Genomic DNA, 19,319 nt, shown 5'->3' with positions numbered 1-19,319 from the left:
CCCGGTGCGACTCCCGTTGCGCCCGTGCGCGTACTCTGCCTCGGCTACAGCGTCACCGAGGAGGTCGGCTACGTGGAGCGGGCCGGCGAATGCGCCGCCGTGGAGGGGGCCGACCTCGTCTTCCTGAAATCCGGCTGGGGCGGGCACAGCGTCCACGCCATCGCCTACATGATCGATGAGATCCTCGACACGATCGCCTGCGATCGGGTCCTGCTGGAATTGTTCACCGGCAACGTGCGCTACTACGACCGCCGCGCGCTAAGCTTCTTCCTCGACCAGATCCTCGCGGCGACCGCCCGCCGCGGCCGGCCCGTCGCCTTCCTCAATCTGTATCAGGGCGGGGTCGACTACACGTCGGAGACGGTCGCCGGCCTCCTCGACGATTACGAGGCCTGCCTCGGTATCCCGATCCTCGATCTCGCCCGGCCCGTGGCCGCATCCGGCCCGGAAGAACGCGCGCTCTGGCTGAAGGACGGCACCCACGTGACGCCTGCCGGCGCCGACCTCTACGGGCGGCAGGTCTACGACTTCGTGCGCGGGCGCGGCTTCGGCGCGGCCTACATCCACCGCTACCGGGCGTTGCCGAGCCTGTTCACGCCCCTCAGGCTGGTGGCGATGCCGGACTGCTCCTGCCCCTTCGCGATGCAGCGGAACGGCATCCCGCTGCACTATGCGACGATCCCCGAGAACACGTCGCTCTCGATCGATCTCGGGCGCCGCGCCGACGTGCGCGCGGTCATGACGACCTACGGCCCCCTGAACGGGACGCTACGCTTCTCGAGCCCGTCCAGCGAACGCACCCGCGACGTGCTGCTCTACGACCGCTTCAGCTACTACGCGCGCTCGATCGTCATGAACGTGAACCTCAAGGGCATCCGGACCCTGACGTGCTTCCAGCGCGACATCGTGCCGGACATCGAACTCGCGAAGGGCGAGAAGAACACCGAGCCGCGGATGGGCTACGTCTCGCACGTGTTCCTTCACCGGCGACTGACGCCGACGGAATGGCTGCGTCATCACCGGCACCGCGCGTTCTGGGTCATGCACCGCCTGCGCCGTGCCATCTCTCACTCTCGCAAGAGAACCGGCGCGTGACCTAACCCTTGTCGAACGGGTTCGACGAGGTCCGCAGGCTCCAGCGGATCGGCGTGCCCGGCAGGTCGAACGATTCGCGCAGGGAGTTGGTGAGGTAGCGCTGGTAGCTCTTCGGCAGGGCGTTGAGCTGGTTGCCGAACAGCGCGAAGTGCGGCGGGCGGCTCTTCACCTGGGTGGCGTAGCGGATCTTGATGCGCCGGCCCGACACCGCCGGCGGCGGGTTGCGCTGCGTCGCCTCGGAGAGCCAGTCGTTGATCCGCGAGGTCGAGATGCGGGTGTCCCAGACGTCCGCCGCCTTGATCACGGCCTGCATCAGCTTGTCGAGGCCGTCGCCGGCCAGCCCCGAGAGCGGCACCACCGCGACGCCGCGCACCTGTGGCAGCAGCCGGGTGCAATCCTCGCGCAGGGTCTTGAGCAGGCCCGGCTGGTCGGCGACGAGGTCCCACTTGTTGAGACCGATCACCAGGGAGCGGCCCTCGCTCTCGACGAGGTCGACGATGGTAAGGTCCTGCTTCTCGAACGGGATCGTGGCGTCGAGCAGCACCACCACCACCTCGGCGAAGCGCACGGCGCGGATGCCGTCCGACACCGCGAGCTTCTCGAGCTTGTCCTCGATCCGGGCGCGGCGGCGCATGCCGGCGGTGTCGTGCAGCTTGATCCGGCGGCCGTGCCACTCCCAATCGAGCGAGATCGAATCGCGGGTGATGCCGGCCTCCGGGCCGACGAGCAGTCGGTCCTCGCCGAGCATCCGGTTGATCAGCGTCGACTTGCCGGCGTTCGGGCGGCCGACGATGGCGACCTTGAGCGGCTTGCCGCGCGGGTCGTCGTCCTCCTCGTCCTCGTCGGTTTCCGGCAGGTTCTCCTTCAGCGCCTCGTGCAGCTCGCCGATGCCCTCGCCGTGCTCGGCCGAGAACGGGATCGGGTCGCCGAGGCCGAGGCGGAACGACTCGTAGGCGCCGGCCATCCCGGCGCCGCCCTCGGCCTTGTTGGCGATGAGGATCACCTTGCAGCCGGCCCGGCGCACCAACTCGGCGAAGGGCTGGTCGGCGGGCAGGATGCCGGCGCGCGCGTCGATGACGAACAGCACCACGTCCGCTTCGAGGATCGCGGCCTCGGTCTGCATCCGCATCCGGCCGAGCAGCGTCGCCGAATCGGCCTCCTCGAGGCCCGCGGTGTCGATGATGCGGAAGTTCAGGCCGCCGAAGGCGACGTCGCCCTCGCGGCGGTCGCGGGTGACGCCGGGGCGGTCGTCGACCAGCGCCAGCTTCTTGCCCACGAGGCGGTTGAACAGGGTCGACTTGCCGACATTCGGCCGTCCGACGATCGCGACGGTCGGCAGTTCCATGGGGTGGTCCGTTCTATGATCGGTCGAGCCGCCGGGCCGGCCCGGCGGCGAAAGTCTGGAGAATGCCCAAAACCTCCGGTGCGAGCCAGTCGCACCGGAGGTTTTGGGCCAGCATCTTGGGCGATCAGCGGGTGATCGGCGGCGGGGGCGCGGCGGGCTCTGGCTTCGCCTCTGTCACAGTCACCGGGCCGCCAGCCACCAGTGCGACGTAGACCTCGATGCGCTGGCGCAGGTTCTGCGGCGTCTCGGGGTCCATGTTGAGCTGGTCGAACCAGCGCCCGGCCTCGTCGTACTGCCCGTTCTTCAGGGCGGCGAGCCCCAGCATCTCGCGGGCCGTGAAGCGGAAGGGCGAGCCGGCGGCCAGGCTCTGCAGGCTCGCCAGCGCCGGCGCCGGGTCCGGCAGGTCGAGGCGGATCAGCGCGGCACGAAGCCGGGCCAGGTCGCGCAGGCCGTCGCCGAGCGCCGTGTCGCCGGAGAGGGCGTCGAAGGCGCCAGCGCCCGCGGCCGGGTCGCGCTTGGCCGTCTCGGCAGCCGAGCGGAACCGGGCGAGCAGGCGGTAGCCAGCCGGCCCCTGCGTGCCGAGGACCTCGTAGGCCTTGTCGGCCTCCGCGACCTTGCCGTCGCGGGCGAGGCGGTTGGCCTCGTCGAATTGCTGCGAGGCGGCCTCGGCCGCGTTGCGCTGGGCCGTCTGCCAGTAGCGCCAGCCGCCGACGCCGGCCACCACCAGGATCGCCACCGCGATGATCACGCCGCTGTAGCGGCGCCAGATCTCGGCGACCTTGTCCCGGCGATAGTCCTCGTTGACCTCGCGGATGAACTCGTTGTTCTCAGCCATCGTATCCCGGTCCGGCGCGTGAGCCGGACGACCTGAAGCGTCTCGATCGGCCCGCGCCTAGCACGCGGGCGCCGGTTTGGCGACCGGGCAGGCCTCAGGCTTGGCCCGGCCAGGCGTAGACGCCGATCAGCAGCGGGTGGAGGTACTTGCCGAACACGAACCAGGCGACGACGCCGACGACCACCGCGATCGCGTCGTTGCGCCAGCCCGCAGGCGCCGCGGCGCCGCCGTGCTGCGCGACGACCTGGCCCGCCGTGAGCGCCCGGCGCTTGGCGCTGATCCGGGCGACCACCGCCCAGGCGAGGAACGAGCCGAACAGCAGGATCGAGCCGAGGTCGCCGTTGGCGAGCAGGTGCGCAGTCGCCCAGATCTTCACCGCGAGCAGCATCGGGTGCTTGGCCTTCGCCCGGATGTGACCCGGCAGGTAGGCCGAGGCCAGCACGACGAAGGCGAGCAGCGCCAGGACCAGGGACAGGTGGCGCGTCCAGACCGGCGGATCCCAAACCGCGATGTAGCCGGCGGCGCGGTAATTGTGGAAGCCGACCCCGATCAGCACGAGGCCGAGGACGGACAGGAGCATGTAGCCGAGCTTGTACTTGCCCTCGCCGACCTGGCCGACGACCTCCGAGCGCTTGGCGCGCAGCATCGAGAAGGCATGGGTGCCGAGGAACAGCACCAGCCCGAGGATCAGGATCAACATGGAAGGGGATACTCGGCTGGGGAGGATCGGACGCCCCGCACCGGCGGGAAGCCATTCTGTAACGGTTCTGAACAGAAACTCCGGTGGTTTGTCCAGGCGCGCAGGGTCTGCTTCAACCGCGCACGTCGTCCACGCGCGCTCTGGGCGCAACCACCGGTCACCCGCATGCGCCTCCGCCTCGTGCTCGCCGTCCTGTCGCTGCCGGCGCTCGCGCAGGCGGCGGCCGAGCCACCGCTGTCGAGCCTGACACTGGTCGGTCCGCCGGCCATCGTGTTCAAGGCCGGGCGCGACGCCTGCGACGGCGCCGACGTGCCGGACGCCTCGGCCCGCGCGTTCCGGGACGCCACCGGCGCCGTCGCCCTGTTCGGGATGCACTACCGCAACCGGGCCTTGCGCGGGCCGGACCTCGACCGGCTCAAGCTCGACTGCAAGGTGGTGCTCGACTCGGGCGAGAAGGCCGACCCGGCGCTCTACGACGACCGCTCCTGGATCACCGCCACCTGGACCGAGGACGGCACGGCGATCGCCGCGCTCGTGCACCACGAGTATCAGGCGAACGAACACCCGGGGCGCTGCACCGCCAAGGGCTACGAGGCGTGCTGGTACAACACGATCACCGCCGCCGCCTCCACGGACGGCGGCCGCAGCTTCCTGCGTACGACCCCGCCGGCGGTGGCGATGGCGGCCCCGTTCCGGCAGGAGGTCGGCCAGGGGCGTCACCGCGGCTTCTTCAACCCCTCGAACGTGTTCGCCGACGGGCGCTTCCGCTATGTCTTCGTCTCGACCACCGGCTGGGACCGTCCCGGCGACCAGGAGGCCGGCGTCTGCCTGTTCCGCACCGCGACGCCCGCCGACCCGGCGAGCTGGCGCGCCTGGACCGGCATCGGCTTCACCGCCGCCTTCCCGGACCCGTACCGCACGAAGGCCGCAGCGAAGGGGGCCGAGACCTGCAAGCCGGTGGCGCCGTTCCCGACGCCGGTCGGCGCCGTGGTGCGCCACCGCGGCACGGGCGCCTTCGTCGCGGTCTTCATGGCCAAGAAAGGCGACATGGCCAAGAAAGGCGACGGTCCGGCCGGCGCGAATTTTCCGGAATCCGGCTTCTACTGGACGAGCTCGCGCGACCTGCTCAGCTGGGACGTGCCGCGGTTGCTCGTCGCCGGGACGACGCTCTACGACGACCCCTGCGCGGCGGCGGGCGGCCTGATCGCCTACCCGTCCCTCCTCGACCCCCGCGCCGAGGGCCGCAACTTCGACGACGTCGGCGACACCGCGATCCTCACCTACGTCACGCTGAAGACCGAGGGCTGCACCATCACCTCGGACCGCGACCTGCTGCGGCGGCCGGTGGCGATCAAGGTCTGGCCGTGACCGGTTCGTGACTTGATGGGCCGCGGGCTCGGCGGCATCGTGACGCCAGCAACGGAGCCGCCATGACCACCCACCTGATCGCCTGGGACGAATGCGACGCGAGGGTCGCCGCCAACGGCGTCGCCAAGCGCACGATCCCGGGCGCGGGCGCCAGCCTGGTGCGGATCGTCGTCCCCGCCGGCACCTCGGCCCCGCGGCACAGCCACGCCCACGAGCAGTTCGTGCAGGTGCTCTCCGGCTCCGGCACCCTGGAGACCGAGCAGGGCCGTGCGGCATTCGGCCCCGGCAGCGTGTTCCACTTACCCCCGGAGGCGTGGCACGCGGCAGAGTTCACGACCGAGACCGTGCTGGTGGAGATCAACTTATCGGCGTGAAGTCCGGCGGACAGGTCGTTCGATGCCGCCCATATCGTCAGCACCTTCGACATTCGGCACTCAGGATGTCGTGCGACCAACCTGCCCTGATTCGATCTGATCGACCCCGTTTTCGGTATCCTGCGCATAGCGCACGGATTCTCTGGCACGAAGAATTTTTCCCTCTTGTGGGTCGAAGGCTATGCCATCGGTCAGCGCCAGGCAGGCGGCCAGTGCCAACCAAGTGCCGGCGCAGCCCGGCAGGGTCGCGAAATTGAAGGCGTAGGTGTAAGGCCACGGCCCACCGAGATCGATGTCTTCATAGGTCTCCGCCAATTCTGTGAATGCGCAAGCGCCGAACTCGAACCCGGCCTCCCGGCCACGCCAGAGCGCCGGAAGGTGTCCTCGATGATATGCGAGATCCCGAGCCGGTTTCAATTTCAGATCGAACCCGAGGGCATCGATCGATGCCTGCCATTCTTCGATCGAGCCGATCGGACGCGCACAAAATGCGTAAGCTTCCATCGTCATGATCAATATTCCTGAGTTTTTACGATTGTTGCCGCGACGAATTTTGAAAACAATACCGAGGCATGCTTTACGGATATGCCGCGACTGATATGAATTTCGATGATTGGCACATCCAGGCCAATTCCCAGGCTACTGCGAAGCTCTCGAATTCGAGACGGCGTCAGGAGAGCACCCCCTGTCTTGAAGTCCCATACTGCCAGGATCGGAGAAGATTCGGTTCTACCATCGCGTAGAACGACATCGGTGCGGACGCTACCATCCAAACCGTATCGGACGGTATCTCCAAGACTGAAGCTTTGCTCAATTCCATGTCGACCGATGCCTGGAATATCGAGATCACGAAGCATTGCTGCCGTCGTCGTGTGCACGTGAACACCGTAAGCCGCGCCACTGCCTTCACCAACGATCGAGACGGCCTCCTTGACGACATCGACGAGAAGCTCGGTTTTCGCGTCGATCCTTGCATTCCCCGTTTTGTCTATTCGGGTGCATACGATCTGGCCGGCGCCGCCGATCCAGCACCCGTCTGGGCCGCGAGGTTGATCCTGTCGAAAGCCGGCTTTGAGGGAATGGCTGAGCGCAGACAGCATCGCGATCTGCAATCGGATCTCTGCGACCCTGTGCTTGAGCCGATGCCAGTCTCGTTGCTCGCTCATTGCAGCGCTCCCTCGAAAGAGAGGCCATGGCATAAAGTCCTATTATAGTCAATATTCCTATGCTTCAGACCTTCTGGAGGGCTGCCCGATCCCCCGGCAATGGTTCCGACGCGCAACCGGTGCCGCAGCCGGTCCGACCTCAACTTTTCTTGCCCCCCGCGGCAAAAAGGCCTGTGTTGGCGGGTCTCGTGCACGTGTGTAAAGAAGACGGCTACGAAGGCTCGTCCGTGCACGCCGACGGGACGAGCGCGCCGATTTCGCCCGCATACAAGAACAGAGGCCATCCATGAGCGCCGGTACCGCTGCCGACAAGCATTTCTCGAATTCGTTCTTCGCGGCCTCGCTGAGCGACGCGGACCCTGAGATCGCCAAGGCCGTCGACCAGGAGCTCGGACGCCAGCAGCACGAGATCGAGCTGATCGCCTCCGAGAACATCGTCTCGCGCGCCGTGCTCGAGGCGCAGGGCTCGGTGCTGACCAACAAGTACGCGGAGGGCTATCCCGGCCGCCGCTACTACGGCGGCTGCCAGTTCGTGGACGTGGCCGAGAACCTCGCCATCGAGCGCGCCAAGCGCCTGTTCGGCGTCGGCTTCGCCAACGTGCAGCCGAACTCCGGCTCGCAGGCGAACCAGGGCGTGTTCCTGGCGCTGATGCAGCCCGGCGACACCTTCCTCGGGCTCGACCTCGCCGCCGGCGGCCACCTCACCCACGGCGCCCCGCCGAACGTGTCGGGCAAGTGGTTCAAGCCTGTCTCCTACACCGTGCGCCGCGACGACCAGCGCATCGACATGGAGCAGGTCGAGGCGCTGGCCCACGAGCACAAGCCGAAGGTGATCATCGCCGGCGGCTCGGGTTATCCGCGCCACTGGGACTTCGCCAAGTTCCGTGAGATCGCCGACGCGGTCGGCGCGTACTTCTTCGTCGACATGGCCCACTTCGCCGGCCTCGTCGCCGCCGGCGTGCACCCGTCGCCGTTCCCGCACGCGCACGTCGCCACCACCACGACCCACAAGACGCTCCGCGGCCCGCGCGGCGGCATGATCCTGACGAACGACGAGGCGCTGGCCAAGAAGTTCAACTCGGCGATCTTCCCCGGCATCCAGGGCGGTCCGCTGATGCACGTCATCGCCGGCAAGGCGGTCGCCTTCGGCGAAGCCCTGAAGCCCGAGTTCAAGATCTACGCCCGCCAGGTGATCGAGAACGCCAAGGCGCTGGCCGACACCCTGATGTCGGGCGGCTACGACATCACCTCGGGCGGCACCGATAACCACCTGATGCTGGTCGACCTGCAGCGGAAGGGCCTCACCGGCAAGGCGGCGGAAGCCGCGCTGTCGCGGGCCGACATCACCTGCAACAAGAACGGCGTGCCCTTCGACACGCAGAAGCCGACGATCACGTCGGGCATCCGCCTCGGCACCCCGGCCGGCACCTCGCGCGGCTTCGGCGTCGCCGAGTTCAAGCAGATCGGCGGCTTCATCGTCGAAGTGCTCGACGGCCTGGCGGCCAAGGGCGAGACGGGGGATCCGGAGGTCGAGGCCTCGGTCAAGACCCGCGTCCACGCGCTCACCGACCGGTTCCCGATCTACGGCTGACCGGAACGCCGCCGGCACCTCACTTCCGGCGTGCACCGCAACACGATAGAGACGGCCGCGGATCGCCACGATCCGCGGCCGTTTTCGTTTCGCGAGAGGCAGCCGTCTTTCCGGCTCGATGAAAAGGTCCGCCCGATGCGGTGTCCCTATTGCGGCGGCTCCGAGACGCAGGTGAAGGATTCGCGGCCGAGCGAGGACGGGGCCGCGATCCGCCGCCGCCGGGTCTGCCCGGACTGCGCCGGCCGGTTCACCACTTTCGAGCGGGTGCAGCTGCGCGAGCTCGTGGTGCTCAAGCGCTCGGGCAAGCGCGTCCCCTTCGAGCGGGACAAGCTCCAGCGCTCGATCGGCGTCGCCCTGCGCAAGCGCGCGGTCGACCCCGAGCGGATCGAGCGGCTGGTCAGCGGCATCACTCGCCAGCTCGAGAGCGGTGGCGAAGCCGAGATCACCTCGGAGGCGATCGGGGAGCTGGTGATGGAGGGTCTGAAGGGCCTCGACGACGTCGCCTACGTGCGCTTCGCCTCCGTCTACAAGAACTTCCGCGAGGCCAAGGACTTCGAGGACCTGCTCGGAACGCTCGCAGAGGCCGGGGTCGCCCCGCCCGAGGGCGTCGTGGCGGGCAAGCCGCGCCCGGCGCGGTCCCGGTCGTGATCGCCGACGTGCGCTTCATGCGCCTCGCCCTGGCGCTCGGGCGGCGCAACCTCGGGCGGACCTGGCCGAACCCCTCGGTCGGCGCCGTGGTGGTCGCGGGCGAGCCGGGCGCCGAGCGGATCGTCGGCCAGGGCGTCACCGCCCCGGGCGGCCGGCCGCACGGCGAGCCGCTGGCCCTGTCCGATGCCGGCGAGGCCGCCCGCGGCGCGACGCTCTACGTGACGCTGGAACCCTGCTCGCATCATGGCCGCACCCCGCCCTGCACCGACGCGATCGTCACGGCTGGCATCGCGCGGGTGGTCAGCGCGATGGAGGACCCGGACGCGCGGGTCTCGGGCCGCGGCCACGCGCTCTTGCGCGACGCTGGCATCCCGGTCGAGACCGGGCTGCTTCGGAGCCAAGCCCGCCGCGACCATGCCGGGCACGTGACGCGCGTGACCCTCGGACGGCCGCATCTCCACCTCAAGCTCGCGCGCACGCAGGACGGGTTCGCCGCCGCCTCCGACACGGAGCGGCTGCGCATCACCGGCGCGATCGCCGACGGGGCGGTGCACCTGTGGCGGGCGCATGCCGACGCGATCCTGGTCGGCATCGGCACCGCCCGCGCCGACGACCCCTCGCTCACCGTGCGCCTACCCGGGCTCGCCCCCCGCTCGCCGCTGCGGGTGGTGCTCGATTCGCAGCTGCGGCTGTCGTCGTCGAGCGTGCTCGTGCGCAGCGCCCACGACGTGCCGACGCTGGTCGTGACGACGCGCGGCGCCCCGGCCCATGCCAAGCGGATGCTCGAATCGCTCGGCGTCGAGGTGGTGCGCGTGCCGGCGGACGAGCGCGGGCGGGTCGACCTGCACGCGGCGCTCGCGATGCTCGGCGAGCGCGGATTGACGCGGCTCTGCAGCGAGGGCGGCCCCCACCTTGCCGACGCGCTGGCCGAAGCCGATCTCGTGGATACCTGCACCCTCATCACCGGTCCCGACACCTGCGGGCCGCAGGGCGGCCTGCCGGCGGTCGGCCCGCATCTCGGGGCGATGCTGGACGGCGAACGGTTCCGGATCGCCGAGTCCCTCGACCTGGGGGCAGACCGGGCGACGACCTACGAACGCAACGAGGCTTAAGCGATGTTCACCGGTCTCGTCAGCGACGTCGGCACGGTCCTCTCGGTCTCGGGCGACGCGCGCATGCGCCGCCTCACCATCCGCGCCGCCTACGACGCGGCTTCGATCGCGCTCGGCGCCTCGATCGCCTGCTCCGGCCCCTGCCTCACCGCGGTGTCGATCGAACCCTCCGACGGCGGCTGCGTCTTTGCGGTGGACGCCGCCGCCGAGACGCTGGCGTTGACCACGGTCGGCGCCTGGGAGGCCGGCACCCGGATCAACCTGGAACGGTCCCTCAAGATCGGCGACGAGCTCGGCGGCCATCTCGTCACCGGCCACGTCGACGGCGTCGCCGAGATCCTCGAGCGCGAGACCGTCACCGCCGGCGCCTGGGGCGCGAGCGAACGCTTCACCCTGCGGGCGCCGGCCGACATCGCCCACTTCATCGCCAAGAAGGGCTCGGTCTGCCTCGACGGCACGTCGCTGACCGTCAACGCGGTCGAGGGCGACACCTTCTCGGTCCTGCTGATCCCGCACACGCTGGAGGTGACCACCTGGGGCGAGCGCCGGGCGGGCGACCACTTGAACCTCGAGGTCGACCTGATCGCCCGCTACGCCGCGCGGCTCTCGGAGGGGCGCGGAAGAGCGGCATGAGCCTCGTCTCGAACGAGCGGATCACGCCGTCCGCGTCCTACCTGAACACCGCCGCGGGCGGCCCGTTCACCGCGGGCGTCATCGCGCCGCTCGCCGCCACCGTCTTCGGCGTTTCGGCGCAGACGAGCCTGTCGGCGTTGACTCTGGCAGTCGGCATCGCGAACTTTCTTCTCGCGAGCGTCGCGCTTCACACCTGTGCGCGCGTCGTTCTCGCAAGGCTGAAATTATGACCGATATTCAGATCGTCGCCTTCGTCGTGGCGCCGCTGATGGCGGTCGCCGTCGGCTTCGGCGTCACGCTCTGGTCCCGCTACGCCGATCGGTAGGTCCCTCACCGCGGCGGGATCGAATACGTCCCGTTCGCCTGCGCCACGAGGTCGTCCGAGCCGGGCGCCGTGATCCGCACCTCGCCGACGGCGAGGCGCCGGCCGAGCTTCAGCAGCGCGACGTCGGCGACCAGTACCAGCCCTGCGGGCTTCCTGAGGAAGTTGAAGGTGAGGCTCGTCGTCACCGCGAGCGCCACCGGGCCGATCTGGGCGAGGATCGCCGCGTAGAGCGCGTAGTCCGCCAGCGCCATCATCGCAGGGCCGGACAGCGTGCCGCCCGGGCGCAGGAAGCGGTCGTCTCCATCGAGCCGCATCCGCGCGGTCAGCGGTCCGACGGCCTCCAGGTGGAAGGCGCGACCGCCCGCCTGCATCTGCGGAAACTCCCGGTCGAGGAAGTCGCGGGTATCAGTAAGGGTCATCGCGGTCATGGAAGGGTCATCGCGGTCATGCCAGCCGTTGCAGCATGGCGGCACGGCGGCGGCAAGACGAACGGCCCGCCGTCCAGGCGAGCTACCCTGCGTTCGGGACGCCCTCCGCCGCCCGCGCGCGGCCGAAATCGGCCTCGGCCGTCTCCTGACCCTGTGCGACGATGCCCCGGCGGATCGCGCGGGTGCGGGTGAAGAGGTCGTGCAGCGCGTCGCCGTCGCCGTAGCGGATCGCCCGGGTCAGCACCGACAGGTCCTCGTTGAAGCGCCCGAGCATTTCCAGCACCGCCTCGCGGTTGGTCAGGAAGATGTCGCGCCACATGGTCGGATCGGACGAGGCGATGCGGGTGAAGTCGCGGAAGCCGCCGGCCGAGAACTTCATCACCTCGGATTGCGTCACCTGCTCGAGGTCGGCGGCGGTGCCGACGATGTTGTAGGCGATCAGGTGCGGCACGTGGCTGGTGATGGCGAGCACGAGATCGTGGTGCTCCGGCGTCATCGTCTCGACGACGGCGCCGAGCCCCTGCCACAGGGCGCGCACCCGCTCGACCGCGGCCTCAGGCGCGTCCTCCGGCGGGGTGAGGATGCACCAGCGGTTGGAGAACAGCGTCGAGAAGCCGGCATCCGGCCCGGAATACTCTGTGCCGGCGACGGGATGGCCCGGCACGAACACGATGCCGTCGGGCAGGTGCGGGCTCACGGCCGCGACGACCGAGGCCTTCACCGAGCCGACGTCCGAGACCACGGCGCCGGGCTTGAGGTGGGGGGCCATCACCGCGGCGACCGGGCCGATGGCGCCGACGGGCACGCACAGGATCACCAGGTCGGCCTGCGCCGCGCCGGCCGCGGCATCGCCGGTGACCGCGTCGGCGATGCCGAGGTCGAGGACCCGCGCGCGGACGGCTTCGTCCGCATCGATCGCGACGATGCGCTCGGCCAACCCGTAGCGGCGGGCGCCGCGGGCGATGGACGAGCCGATCAGGCCGAGGCCGACGACGGCGAGGCAGCCGAGCGGCGCGGCCTCAGGCATGGTCGCCTCGCATGAAGGCGCCGAGGGCGGCGAGGAAGGCTTCGTTGCTCTCCGCGCCGCCGATGGTGACGCGGAGCGCGTTCGGCAGCCCGTAGGCGGTCACCCGCCGCACGATCACGCCGTGGGCGGTCAGGAAGGCGTCGGCTTCCGCCGCCGAGCGGCCGGGCGCGTCCGGGAAGTGCACGAGCATGAAGTTCGCCACGCTGGGCGTCACGGTGAGGCCGAGCGCGCGGGCACCCTCGACCATCCGCGGCAGCCACTCGGCGTTGTGGGCGGCCGCAGCCGCGGCATGCGCCTCGTCGGCAAGCGCCGCCGCGCCGGCCGCCATGCCGGCGGTGGACAGGTTGAACGGCCCGCGGATGCGGTTGACCGCCTCCATCACGTGGGCCGGCCCGACCATCCAGCCGATCCGGAGGGCGGCGAGACCGTGGATCTTCGAGAAGGTACGGGTCATCACGACGTTGTCGGCGTCGCGCGCGAGCTCGAACCCGGCCGAATAGTCGTCCGCCTGGACGTATTCGGCGTAGGCGCCGTCGAGGACCAGCAGCACGTCGCCCGGCAGGCCGGCATGCAGGCGGCGCACCTCGGCGAGCGGCAGGTAGGTGCCCGTCGGGTTGTTGGGGTTCGCGACGTAGACGATCTTCGTCCGCGGGGTCACGGCGGCGAGGATCGCGTCGACGTCGGCCGTGAGATCGCGCTCGGGGACGACCACGGCGGTGCCGCCCGCCGCCAGGATGGCGATGCGGTAGACCAGGAACCCGTGCTCGCAGAACACGCCCTCGTCGCCGGGGCCGACATAGGCGTAGGCCAGCAGCGACAGCAGCTCGTCCGAGCCGGCGCCGCAGACGACTCGGCTCGCATCGATGTCGTGGCGCGCAGCGATGGCGTTCCGCAGCAGGGCGGAGGTGCCGTCGGGGTAGACCTCGAGCTTGGCCGTCGCCGCCTGCATCGCCGCCACCGCCGCCGGGCTCGGGCCGAGCGGCGTCTCGTTCGACGAGAGCTTGTGGATCTTGGCATGGCCCGGCGCCCCGCTCTTGCCGGGAACGTAGAGGTCGATCGCCAGGACGCCCGGACGGGGCACCGGGCGGAGACGGGGAGAGGCGGACATTCTTGTTCGCAGTCTGTCGCAGTCTGAAGAAGAAACGCGTGAGGCGCCCGTCTACAGCATTTCGCGCGCCGATGAAGCGGGGCGCGACCGGATTAGGGCGCCGAGGCGCTCACACCCGGAAGCGCGCCGCGTGGCTGCCGGTCTCGTCGAGGCTCGACGCCGCCGCGCCCGCGCCGTCGAGCGCGTCCGCGAGCTGGCGCGCGCCGACGCCGCCGGGCACCGCCAGAAGAAGACGCTCGGCTTCGCCCTTGGGCCTGCCCCGCGCCACCACCTCGCCGTAGAGCCCCTGCACGGCGCGCTCGGCCTCCTCCGTCCAGGCGGCACAGCGGACCGCCCACAGCACCCAGTCGCGCTGCGCCGCCGCCGGGTCGTCCAGCGGTTTGGCCACCACGAAGACCGGGGTGCCGGCCGGGTGGGCCGGCCGCTCGATGAAGGGCAGCCGGGCGATCACCTTCGGGCGGCCCTCGCCGATCAGCCCCTCCCACCAGGCCTCGCCCTTGCTTGGCCCCTTGCCCGGCCCCTTGCCAGGCGCTTGGGCGGCCCGCGGGTCGAAGCGGAAGATGCCGAGGTCGCCGCGCGAGGCAGCGACCGCCTCGATCACCGCCGCGCAGGTCGGGTGCGGGCGGTAGGGCACCGTGAAGCCGAAGTGGAACCGGGCGGAGTCGCGCATCGCCGGATCGCCGGCGGAGATGTCGGCATGCACTGAGAACGGCGCCTGGACGTAGGTGAAGGTCGCGATGATGACCCGCCAGATCCCCTCGACGGTGTCGAGCGGCAGGAGCCCGCGGTGGCGCTCGGCCACGCGCCGCATCATCGCGGCCTCGCGGCCCGGGCGGAAGGCGGAGCCCGAGGCCGAGGTGCCCTTCACCGCGATCAGGCGGTCGATGATCCCGCCGCGCTGGATCAGCAGCGCGTGCATCTCGGCGTCGATCCGGTCGATCTCGGCCCGGAGGGCGGCGAGGTCTTCCATCGGCGGCGCGGCTCGTTTGGGGAAGCGCATGGTTCGACAAGCTGAGGACGGGGCTGCTCGGGCGTGTTTACGGCCCGCCGCGCCGAAGGGCCAGCGTGCGCCCGCCGCAGGATCGACAACCGGCTGCGGATGAACGGACCTGCCGGCCGCCCGCTTCGTTGACGCTCGACGGCGCGCACACTACCTCGGGTGTTGCGGCGGGCGCGGGAAGCCGACGATCTCGCAACCTTCGTCAGCGCCGCGCGCGGGTAGCCGTTTCCAGCAGCCTCATGGACAATCCCCTCGACACGGCCCTCGCGGCCGCCCCCGCGACGGAGCCGGAGACCCGCAACCGCGAGCCGTCGCAGGCCCGCGACCCGGCGGGGCTCGTCGCCCGGTTCGAGGCCGGCCGTCCGCTGACGATGGATTCAGGCGCCGAACTCGCACCGTTCCAGGTCGCCTACCAGACCGCGGGCACGCTCAACGCCGCGCGCACCAACGCGGTGCTGATCTGCCACGCGCTCACCGGCGACCAGCACTTCGCCCACCCGCACCCCGTCACCGGCAAGCCGGGTTGGTGGACGACCCTAGTCGGCCCGGGCAAGCCGATCGACACCGACCGCTACTTCGTCGTCTGCTCCAATGTGATCGGCTCGTGCATGGGCTCGACCGGGCCGGCCTCGATCGATCCGGCGACGGGCTCGGCCTACGGCCTCGACTTCCCGCTCGTCACCATCCGCGACATGGTCCGCGCGCAGGCGATGCTGCTCGACCATCTCGGCATCGACGACCTTTTCCTGTGCGTCGGCGGCTCGATGGGCGGGATGCAGGTGCTGCAATGGGCCTCGCTCTACCCCGAGCGGGTGTTCGCGGCGATGCCGATCGCCACCGGCGCGCGCCACTCGGCGCAGAACATCGCCTTCCACGAGGTCGGCCGGCAGGCGATCATGGCCGACCCCGCCTGGGCCGACGGGCGCTACCTCGAGGCCGGCACCCGGCCCTCGAAGGGCTTGGGCGTCGCGCGGATGGGCGCGCACATCACCTACCTCTCCGAACCGGCGCTCCACCGGAAGTTCGGCCGCCGCTTCCAGGGCGGCTCGGCGCCGACCTTCTCGTTCAACGCCGACTTCCAGATCGAGAGCTACCTGCGCCACCAGGGTCTCTCCTTCGTCGAGCGCTTCGACGCCAACGCCTACCTCTACCTGACGCGGGCGATGGACTATTTCGACCTCGCCGCCGACCATGGCGGCGTACTCGCCAACGCCTTCAAGGGCACCAAGACGCGGTTCTGCGTGGTCTCGTTCACCTCCGACTGGCTGTTCCCGACGGCCGATTCCCGCGCGATCGTCCACGCGCTGAACGCGGCCTCGGCCCCTGTCGCCTTCGTCGAGGTCGAGAGCGACAAGGGCCACGACGCCTTCCTCCTCGACGAGCCGACGCTGTTCTCGGCGGCCCGCGGCTTCGTCGACGCGGCCGCACGGGCGCGCGGGCTGTGAGCGGGCGCGACGACCTCGCCTTCGGCGACGCCGCCTCCGGCACGCCCTGGGAGGCGGCGGACGACCTGCCGCGCACGCCCGAATCCGGGGCTGCCCGCGTCGATCACCTCGTGGTCCTCGGCCTCGTGCCGCCGGGCGCCCGCGTCCTCGACATCGGCTGCGGCGACGGCTCGCTGCTGGCGCTGCTGCGCGACCGCCGCGGCGTCGACGGGCGCGGCATCGAGCTGTCGCGCGAGGGCGTGAACGCCTGCCTCGCCCGCGGCCTGCCGGTGATCCAGGGCGACGCCGACACGGATCTGGAAAACTACCCCGACGACGCGTTCGACGTGGTGGTCCTGTCCCAGACCATCCAGGCGACGCGCAACCCGCGCATCGTGCTGGAGCACCTGCTGCGCATCGGCCGGCAGGTGGTGATCTCGTTCCCGAACTTCGGGCATTGGCGGGTGCGGGCGGAGCTCGCCTTCCGCGGGCGGATGCCGATCACCAAGATCCTGCCTGAGGCCTGGTACGAGACCCCGAACATCCACCACTGCACCATGCGCGACTTCGTGGAGCTGTGCCACGCGGTCGACGCCCACATCGAGAAGGCGGCGGCGCTCGACGCCCGCGGCCGCCCGATGCGCTTTTCGATGCCGTGGTGGTTCTGGAACCTGATCGGCGCGCAGGGGGTGTTTTTGCTGCGGCGGGGTTCGCCCGGCAGAGCGTGAGCGGATGCAGGATGCCGGGTCCGCCGATCCTTCGGCTCGGCGGCCCGTCCACGGAGACCCGACATCCCGTGGTTGAGCGCAGATCAACGCGATGGAAACATACGTTGATCCCACCAGACCGGGCGATGTAGACTGTATGCGATCCGATTGAATTCAGCGTGTCGCGGATTGATCAGAATGTCGTTCGCGACCCGCGCAACCACGCTGGGCACGAAGAGCAGGAGCGAACGCCCCTCGTGGAGCCATTCCTCGCCGTAGGCTTTCGATACCACACAATCGGGATGATCCCACCCCGGAACGGCCGCCTGGTTCAGCATCTCGTACGATAGGCCGACGGCGAGCGTGATCTCGACGAAGTGTTGGTTCGGCGGTAGCGCACCGCTTCCGTGAACGAGCTTCTCCAGTAGTGCCGTCGCATAGTCTGCGGCGGCGTAGATCATCGGGCTTGCCGGCGTGTTCCAACGTCCGGGAAACAGGCCGGACCCGGTGGCATCGAAGATCGGATGGCTGCCGTCGGGATCACCGATGCGATAGGCCATCTGAACCTGACGGAGCGTCTGCCCCGTCACGCCGCCGAGCCGTATTTAAAGCGCCCGAGCACGGCCTCGACCCGTGGGCCGCCGAACTCCGATTCCAGAACCACGTCGATCGGGGGCCGCCCTTCTAGAAGCGGATGCGGCCGATGCAGGAAGTCGCGGGCCGCGTCATCGTCCTTCCAGACCTCGCAAGCCATCTCCCAGACGCGCGCCACGCGGACGACCTTGGCGCCCTCCAGCGCGGAAAGCGTCGCATCGCCTGTCGATGCGGACCGCCGCCGATGCAGGGTCGCCCGCTTCACCAGATGAAAGGCAAAGGTCCGGTCGTCGGGCGCCACCGCGGTGGCGACGCGGGCGACGGCTCCGATCGGCAGGCCAGCATTGATTCGGGCGACCATTTCGGATTGCGGGATGGCGCCGGAAGCGTACGGCGCGATGCCGAGCAGATCGGCAAGAGCGGATCCCTTTTTTCATCGGATGCTCCGAAACCAGATGAGACTATAAGAGGTCTCATTCGAGACTTTTGCCACCCGTAGCGCTTCAGATTCAGCTACTCGGGGCCGCGCCTCCCAGCGCCCTCAATGCGCATTCAAGAAATCGAGCATCGCCGCGTCGAACCGGTCGGTCGCCTCCATGTGGACAAGGTGGCCGATGCCCTCGAACACGATCGCCCGGCCGTTCGGCATCTTCGCCGCCAGCGCCGTCGCGTTGTCGGCGTTGCGGCCCATCTTGGCGGCGAGTTCCGGCGGCGCGAAGGGCTTTCCGGGCGCGTTGTGGTCGGCGCCGCCCATGATGAACAGCGTCGGCATGGGAAGCAGCGGGATCTCGTGCACCACCGGCTGCCCCCAGATCATCGTGTAGGAATTCACGAAGGATTGCAGCCAGCGCGGATACTCGCCAGCCTCCTTCACCCGCTCGCGCACCGCGACGAAGGGCTCGATCGCGGCTTCCGGCAGGGACAGCGCGTAGCTCGTCATCAGCTGCCGGCGGTAGGCGGCCGCCGTCAGCTCGCCCTCGCGCTTGAGCAGGGTCTCGTTGCCGACCGGCGGCACGCTGTATCGGTAATCCTCGAGCCCGATCGGCGCTTCGAGGACGAGGCTGTTGACGCGCGCGGGCGCGTTGCGCGCCAGCCGCACCGCCAGCATCCCGCCCATCGAGTGGGCGACCACGTCGACCCGTGGCAGGTTGAGGCGGTCGAGCAGCGCGACGGTGTCGGCGGCCATCGCGTCGAAGGTGAACGGGCCGACCGGCTTCGAGGACTTGCCGAAGCCGAGCTGGTCCGGCGCCACCACGCGGTAGCCCGCTCCGGTCAGCGCCGCGATGACCGGGGCCCAGTAGCTCGCCGGAAAGTTGCGGCCGTGCAGCAGCAGGGCGGTACGGCCGTTGGCGGCGCCGGTCGGCGCCACGTCCATGTAGGCGAGGCGCTGGGCCTCGCCGTCGCGCGACAGGGCGAGGAAGCGCACCGGATACGGGTAGGCGAACCCTTCCAGCCCGATCCCGAGGGGAGTCGCATCCTGCGCGGCCGCCGCCATCGGCATCAGGGGAAGCAGGGCGAGCAGGAGGGCTGTGGTCCGTGTCGTCATCGGCATTTCGGGGCGTCCCTCGGATCGAAGCGAAGACCCGATGCCGTGTCGCGAAGGCGGAAAAGCGGCGCGCGCGGGAAGGGTCGCACCGCCATGTCACCGGCGCGCTGCTCGATCCTGCGTGAGGCCCCTATGTCCGAAGCGAGGCGGCGGATGCAGGCCGTCGAGGCCGGCGTCGCGAAGCGGGGTTATCGAGGATGACCGAGACGGCCGGATCGTCCGGACGACGCGAGGCCGGCGGCCCGGAGGACGGCCCGCCCCGTGACGGCGGTCCCGTCGGCCCGCCCCCGGCC

22 protein-coding genes are annotated in these 19,319 nt (G+C 70.0%); 10 read left to right on the top strand and 12 right to left on the bottom strand.

The window, feature by feature from the left end:
- Positions 1-24: 24 nt before the first annotated feature.
- Entirely contained in the window at positions 25-1,095 is a 1,071-nt protein-coding gene (locus FV229_RS02770; protein WP_147750475.1) for an SGNH/GDSL hydrolase family protein, read from the top strand.
- A 1-nt stretch (position 1,096) separates the two neighbouring features.
- Here the strand turns inward: FV229_RS02770 and der are convergent, their stop codons facing one another.
- The 3 genes from der to FV229_RS02755 form a co-directional block, all read right to left on the bottom strand.
- Positions 1,097-2,440, bottom strand: coding sequence for a ribosome biogenesis GTPase Der (gene der / locus FV229_RS02765; RefSeq protein ID WP_147750474.1), 1,344 nt, complete (start codon positions 2,438-2,440; stop codon positions 1,097-1,099).
- A 124-nt stretch (positions 2,441-2,564) separates the two neighbouring features.
- Positions 2,565-3,275: a tetratricopeptide repeat protein gene (locus FV229_RS02760; RefSeq protein ID WP_147750473.1), complete on the bottom strand. Its 711-nt coding sequence runs from the start codon at positions 3,273-3,275 to the stop codon at positions 2,565-2,567.
- A 94-nt stretch (positions 3,276-3,369) separates the two neighbouring features.
- A complete protein-coding gene (locus FV229_RS02755) occupies positions 3,370-3,975 on the bottom strand; it encodes an NnrU family protein (protein ID WP_147750472.1) in 606 nt (201 codons plus the stop codon).
- Between the two features lie 165 nt (positions 3,976-4,140).
- On the opposite strand from FV229_RS02755, the gene FV229_RS02750 reads away from it, so the two are divergent.
- Both FV229_RS02750 and FV229_RS02745 read left to right on the top strand, forming a co-directional pair.
- Positions 4,141-5,343, top strand: a complete 1,203-nt coding sequence (locus tag FV229_RS02750) for a hypothetical protein (protein WP_147750471.1) — start codon at positions 4,141-4,143, stop codon at positions 5,341-5,343.
- A 62-nt stretch (positions 5,344-5,405) separates the two neighbouring features.
- Positions 5,406-5,717, top strand: a complete 312-nt coding sequence (locus tag FV229_RS02745) for a cupin domain-containing protein (protein ID WP_147750470.1) — start codon at positions 5,406-5,408, stop codon at positions 5,715-5,717.
- Positions 5,718-5,777: 60 nt separating this feature from the next.
- On the opposite strand, the gene FV229_RS02740 is transcribed toward FV229_RS02745, so the two are convergent.
- Both FV229_RS02740 and FV229_RS02735 read right to left on the bottom strand, forming a co-directional pair.
- Positions 5,778-6,227, bottom strand: a complete 450-nt coding sequence (locus FV229_RS02740; RefSeq protein ID WP_147750469.1) for a hypothetical protein — start codon at positions 6,225-6,227, stop codon at positions 5,778-5,780.
- A gap of 2 nt (positions 6,228-6,229) precedes the next feature.
- A complete protein-coding gene (locus FV229_RS02735; protein ID WP_147750468.1) occupies positions 6,230-6,883 on the bottom strand; it encodes a hypothetical protein in 654 nt (217 codons plus the stop codon).
- 286 nt (positions 6,884-7,169) lie between these two features.
- On the opposite strand from FV229_RS02735, the gene glyA reads away from it, so the two are divergent.
- From glyA to FV229_RS02710, 5 genes are all read left to right on the top strand, one after another.
- On the top strand, positions 7,170-8,474 hold the full coding sequence (glyA, locus tag FV229_RS02730) for a serine hydroxymethyltransferase (protein WP_147750467.1): 1,305 nt from the start codon (positions 7,170-7,172) through the stop codon (positions 8,472-8,474).
- Between the two features lie 135 nt (positions 8,475-8,609).
- Positions 8,610-9,122: a transcriptional regulator NrdR gene (gene nrdR, locus FV229_RS02725; RefSeq protein WP_147750466.1), complete on the top strand. Its 513-nt coding sequence runs from the start codon at positions 8,610-8,612 to the stop codon at positions 9,120-9,122.
- A 17-nt stretch (positions 9,123-9,139) separates the two neighbouring features.
- A complete protein-coding gene (ribD, locus tag FV229_RS02720; RefSeq protein ID WP_147750521.1) occupies positions 9,140-10,234 on the top strand; it encodes a bifunctional diaminohydroxyphosphoribosylaminopyrimidine deaminase/5-amino-6-(5-phosphoribosylamino)uracil reductase RibD in 1,095 nt (364 codons plus the stop codon).
- A 3-nt stretch (positions 10,235-10,237) separates the two neighbouring features.
- The gene (locus tag FV229_RS02715) at positions 10,238-10,867 is read left to right on the top strand and encodes a riboflavin synthase (protein ID WP_147750465.1); all 630 of its coding nucleotides are present in this window, start codon (positions 10,238-10,240) and stop codon (positions 10,865-10,867) included.
- Positions 10,864-11,097, top strand: coding sequence for a hypothetical protein (locus FV229_RS02710; RefSeq protein WP_147750464.1), 234 nt, complete (start codon positions 10,864-10,866; stop codon positions 11,095-11,097). Before FV229_RS02715 ends, FV229_RS02710 begins: the two co-directional genes overlap by 4 nt.
- A gap of 100 nt (positions 11,098-11,197) precedes the next feature.
- On the opposite strand, the gene FV229_RS02705 is transcribed toward FV229_RS02710, so the two are convergent.
- The 4 genes from FV229_RS02705 to FV229_RS02690 form a co-directional block, all read right to left on the bottom strand.
- Positions 11,198-11,611 (bottom strand): PaaI family thioesterase, encoded by a 414-nt coding sequence (locus tag FV229_RS02705; protein ID WP_187273545.1) that lies wholly within the window; start codon positions 11,609-11,611, stop codon positions 11,198-11,200.
- Between the two features lie 91 nt (positions 11,612-11,702).
- Complete coding sequence (locus FV229_RS02700) at positions 11,703-12,647, bottom strand: prephenate/arogenate dehydrogenase family protein (RefSeq protein WP_147750462.1); 945 nt, start codon at positions 12,645-12,647, stop codon at positions 11,703-11,705.
- On the bottom strand, positions 12,640-13,755 hold the full coding sequence (locus FV229_RS02695) for a histidinol-phosphate transaminase (protein WP_147750461.1): 1,116 nt from the start codon (positions 13,753-13,755) through the stop codon (positions 12,640-12,642). The genes FV229_RS02700 and FV229_RS02695 overlap by 8 nt, the downstream gene beginning before the upstream one ends.
- Before the next feature lie 109 nt (positions 13,756-13,864).
- Complete coding sequence (locus FV229_RS02690) at positions 13,865-14,755, bottom strand: chorismate mutase (protein ID WP_147750460.1); 891 nt, start codon at positions 14,753-14,755, stop codon at positions 13,865-13,867.
- Positions 14,756-14,994: 239 nt separating this feature from the next.
- On the opposite strand from FV229_RS02690, the gene FV229_RS02685 reads away from it, so the two are divergent.
- Together FV229_RS02685 and metW are read left to right on the top strand one after the other, a co-directional pair.
- Positions 14,995-16,200 carry a homoserine O-acetyltransferase gene (locus FV229_RS02685; RefSeq protein ID WP_281406697.1) on the top strand — a complete coding sequence of 402 codons (1,206 nt, stop codon included), beginning with the start codon at positions 14,995-14,997 and terminating at the stop codon, positions 16,198-16,200.
- Between the two features lie 65 nt (positions 16,201-16,265).
- The gene (gene metW, locus FV229_RS02680; RefSeq protein WP_147750519.1) at positions 16,266-16,907 is read left to right on the top strand and encodes a methionine biosynthesis protein MetW; all 642 of its coding nucleotides are present in this window, start codon (positions 16,266-16,268) and stop codon (positions 16,905-16,907) included.
- Between the two features lie 83 nt (positions 16,908-16,990).
- Here the strand turns inward: metW and FV229_RS02675 are convergent, their stop codons facing one another.
- The 3 genes from FV229_RS02675 to FV229_RS02665 all read right to left on the bottom strand — a co-directional run bounded on the left by FV229_RS02675 (position 16,991) and on the right by FV229_RS02665 (position 19,026).
- Positions 16,991-17,446 (bottom strand): RES domain-containing protein, encoded by a 456-nt coding sequence (locus tag FV229_RS02675; protein ID WP_147750459.1) that lies wholly within the window; start codon positions 17,444-17,446, stop codon positions 16,991-16,993.
- Positions 17,447-17,472: 26 nt separating this feature from the next.
- Positions 17,473-17,841, bottom strand: coding sequence for an antitoxin Xre/MbcA/ParS toxin-binding domain-containing protein (locus tag FV229_RS02670; RefSeq protein WP_147750458.1), 369 nt, complete (start codon positions 17,839-17,841; stop codon positions 17,473-17,475).
- 180 nt (positions 17,842-18,021) lie between these two features.
- Positions 18,022-19,026, bottom strand: coding sequence for an alpha/beta fold hydrolase (locus tag FV229_RS02665; protein WP_147750457.1), 1,005 nt, complete (start codon positions 19,024-19,026; stop codon positions 18,022-18,024).
- Positions 19,027-19,319 lie beyond the last annotated feature (293 nt).

The sequence above is a fragment of the Methylobacterium sp. WL120 genome (assembly GCF_008039465.1).
Classification (GTDB): Bacteria; Pseudomonadota; Alphaproteobacteria; order Rhizobiales; family Beijerinckiaceae; genus Methylobacterium; species Methylobacterium cerastii.
This window is presented reverse-complemented; position numbering and strand designations above follow the sequence as displayed.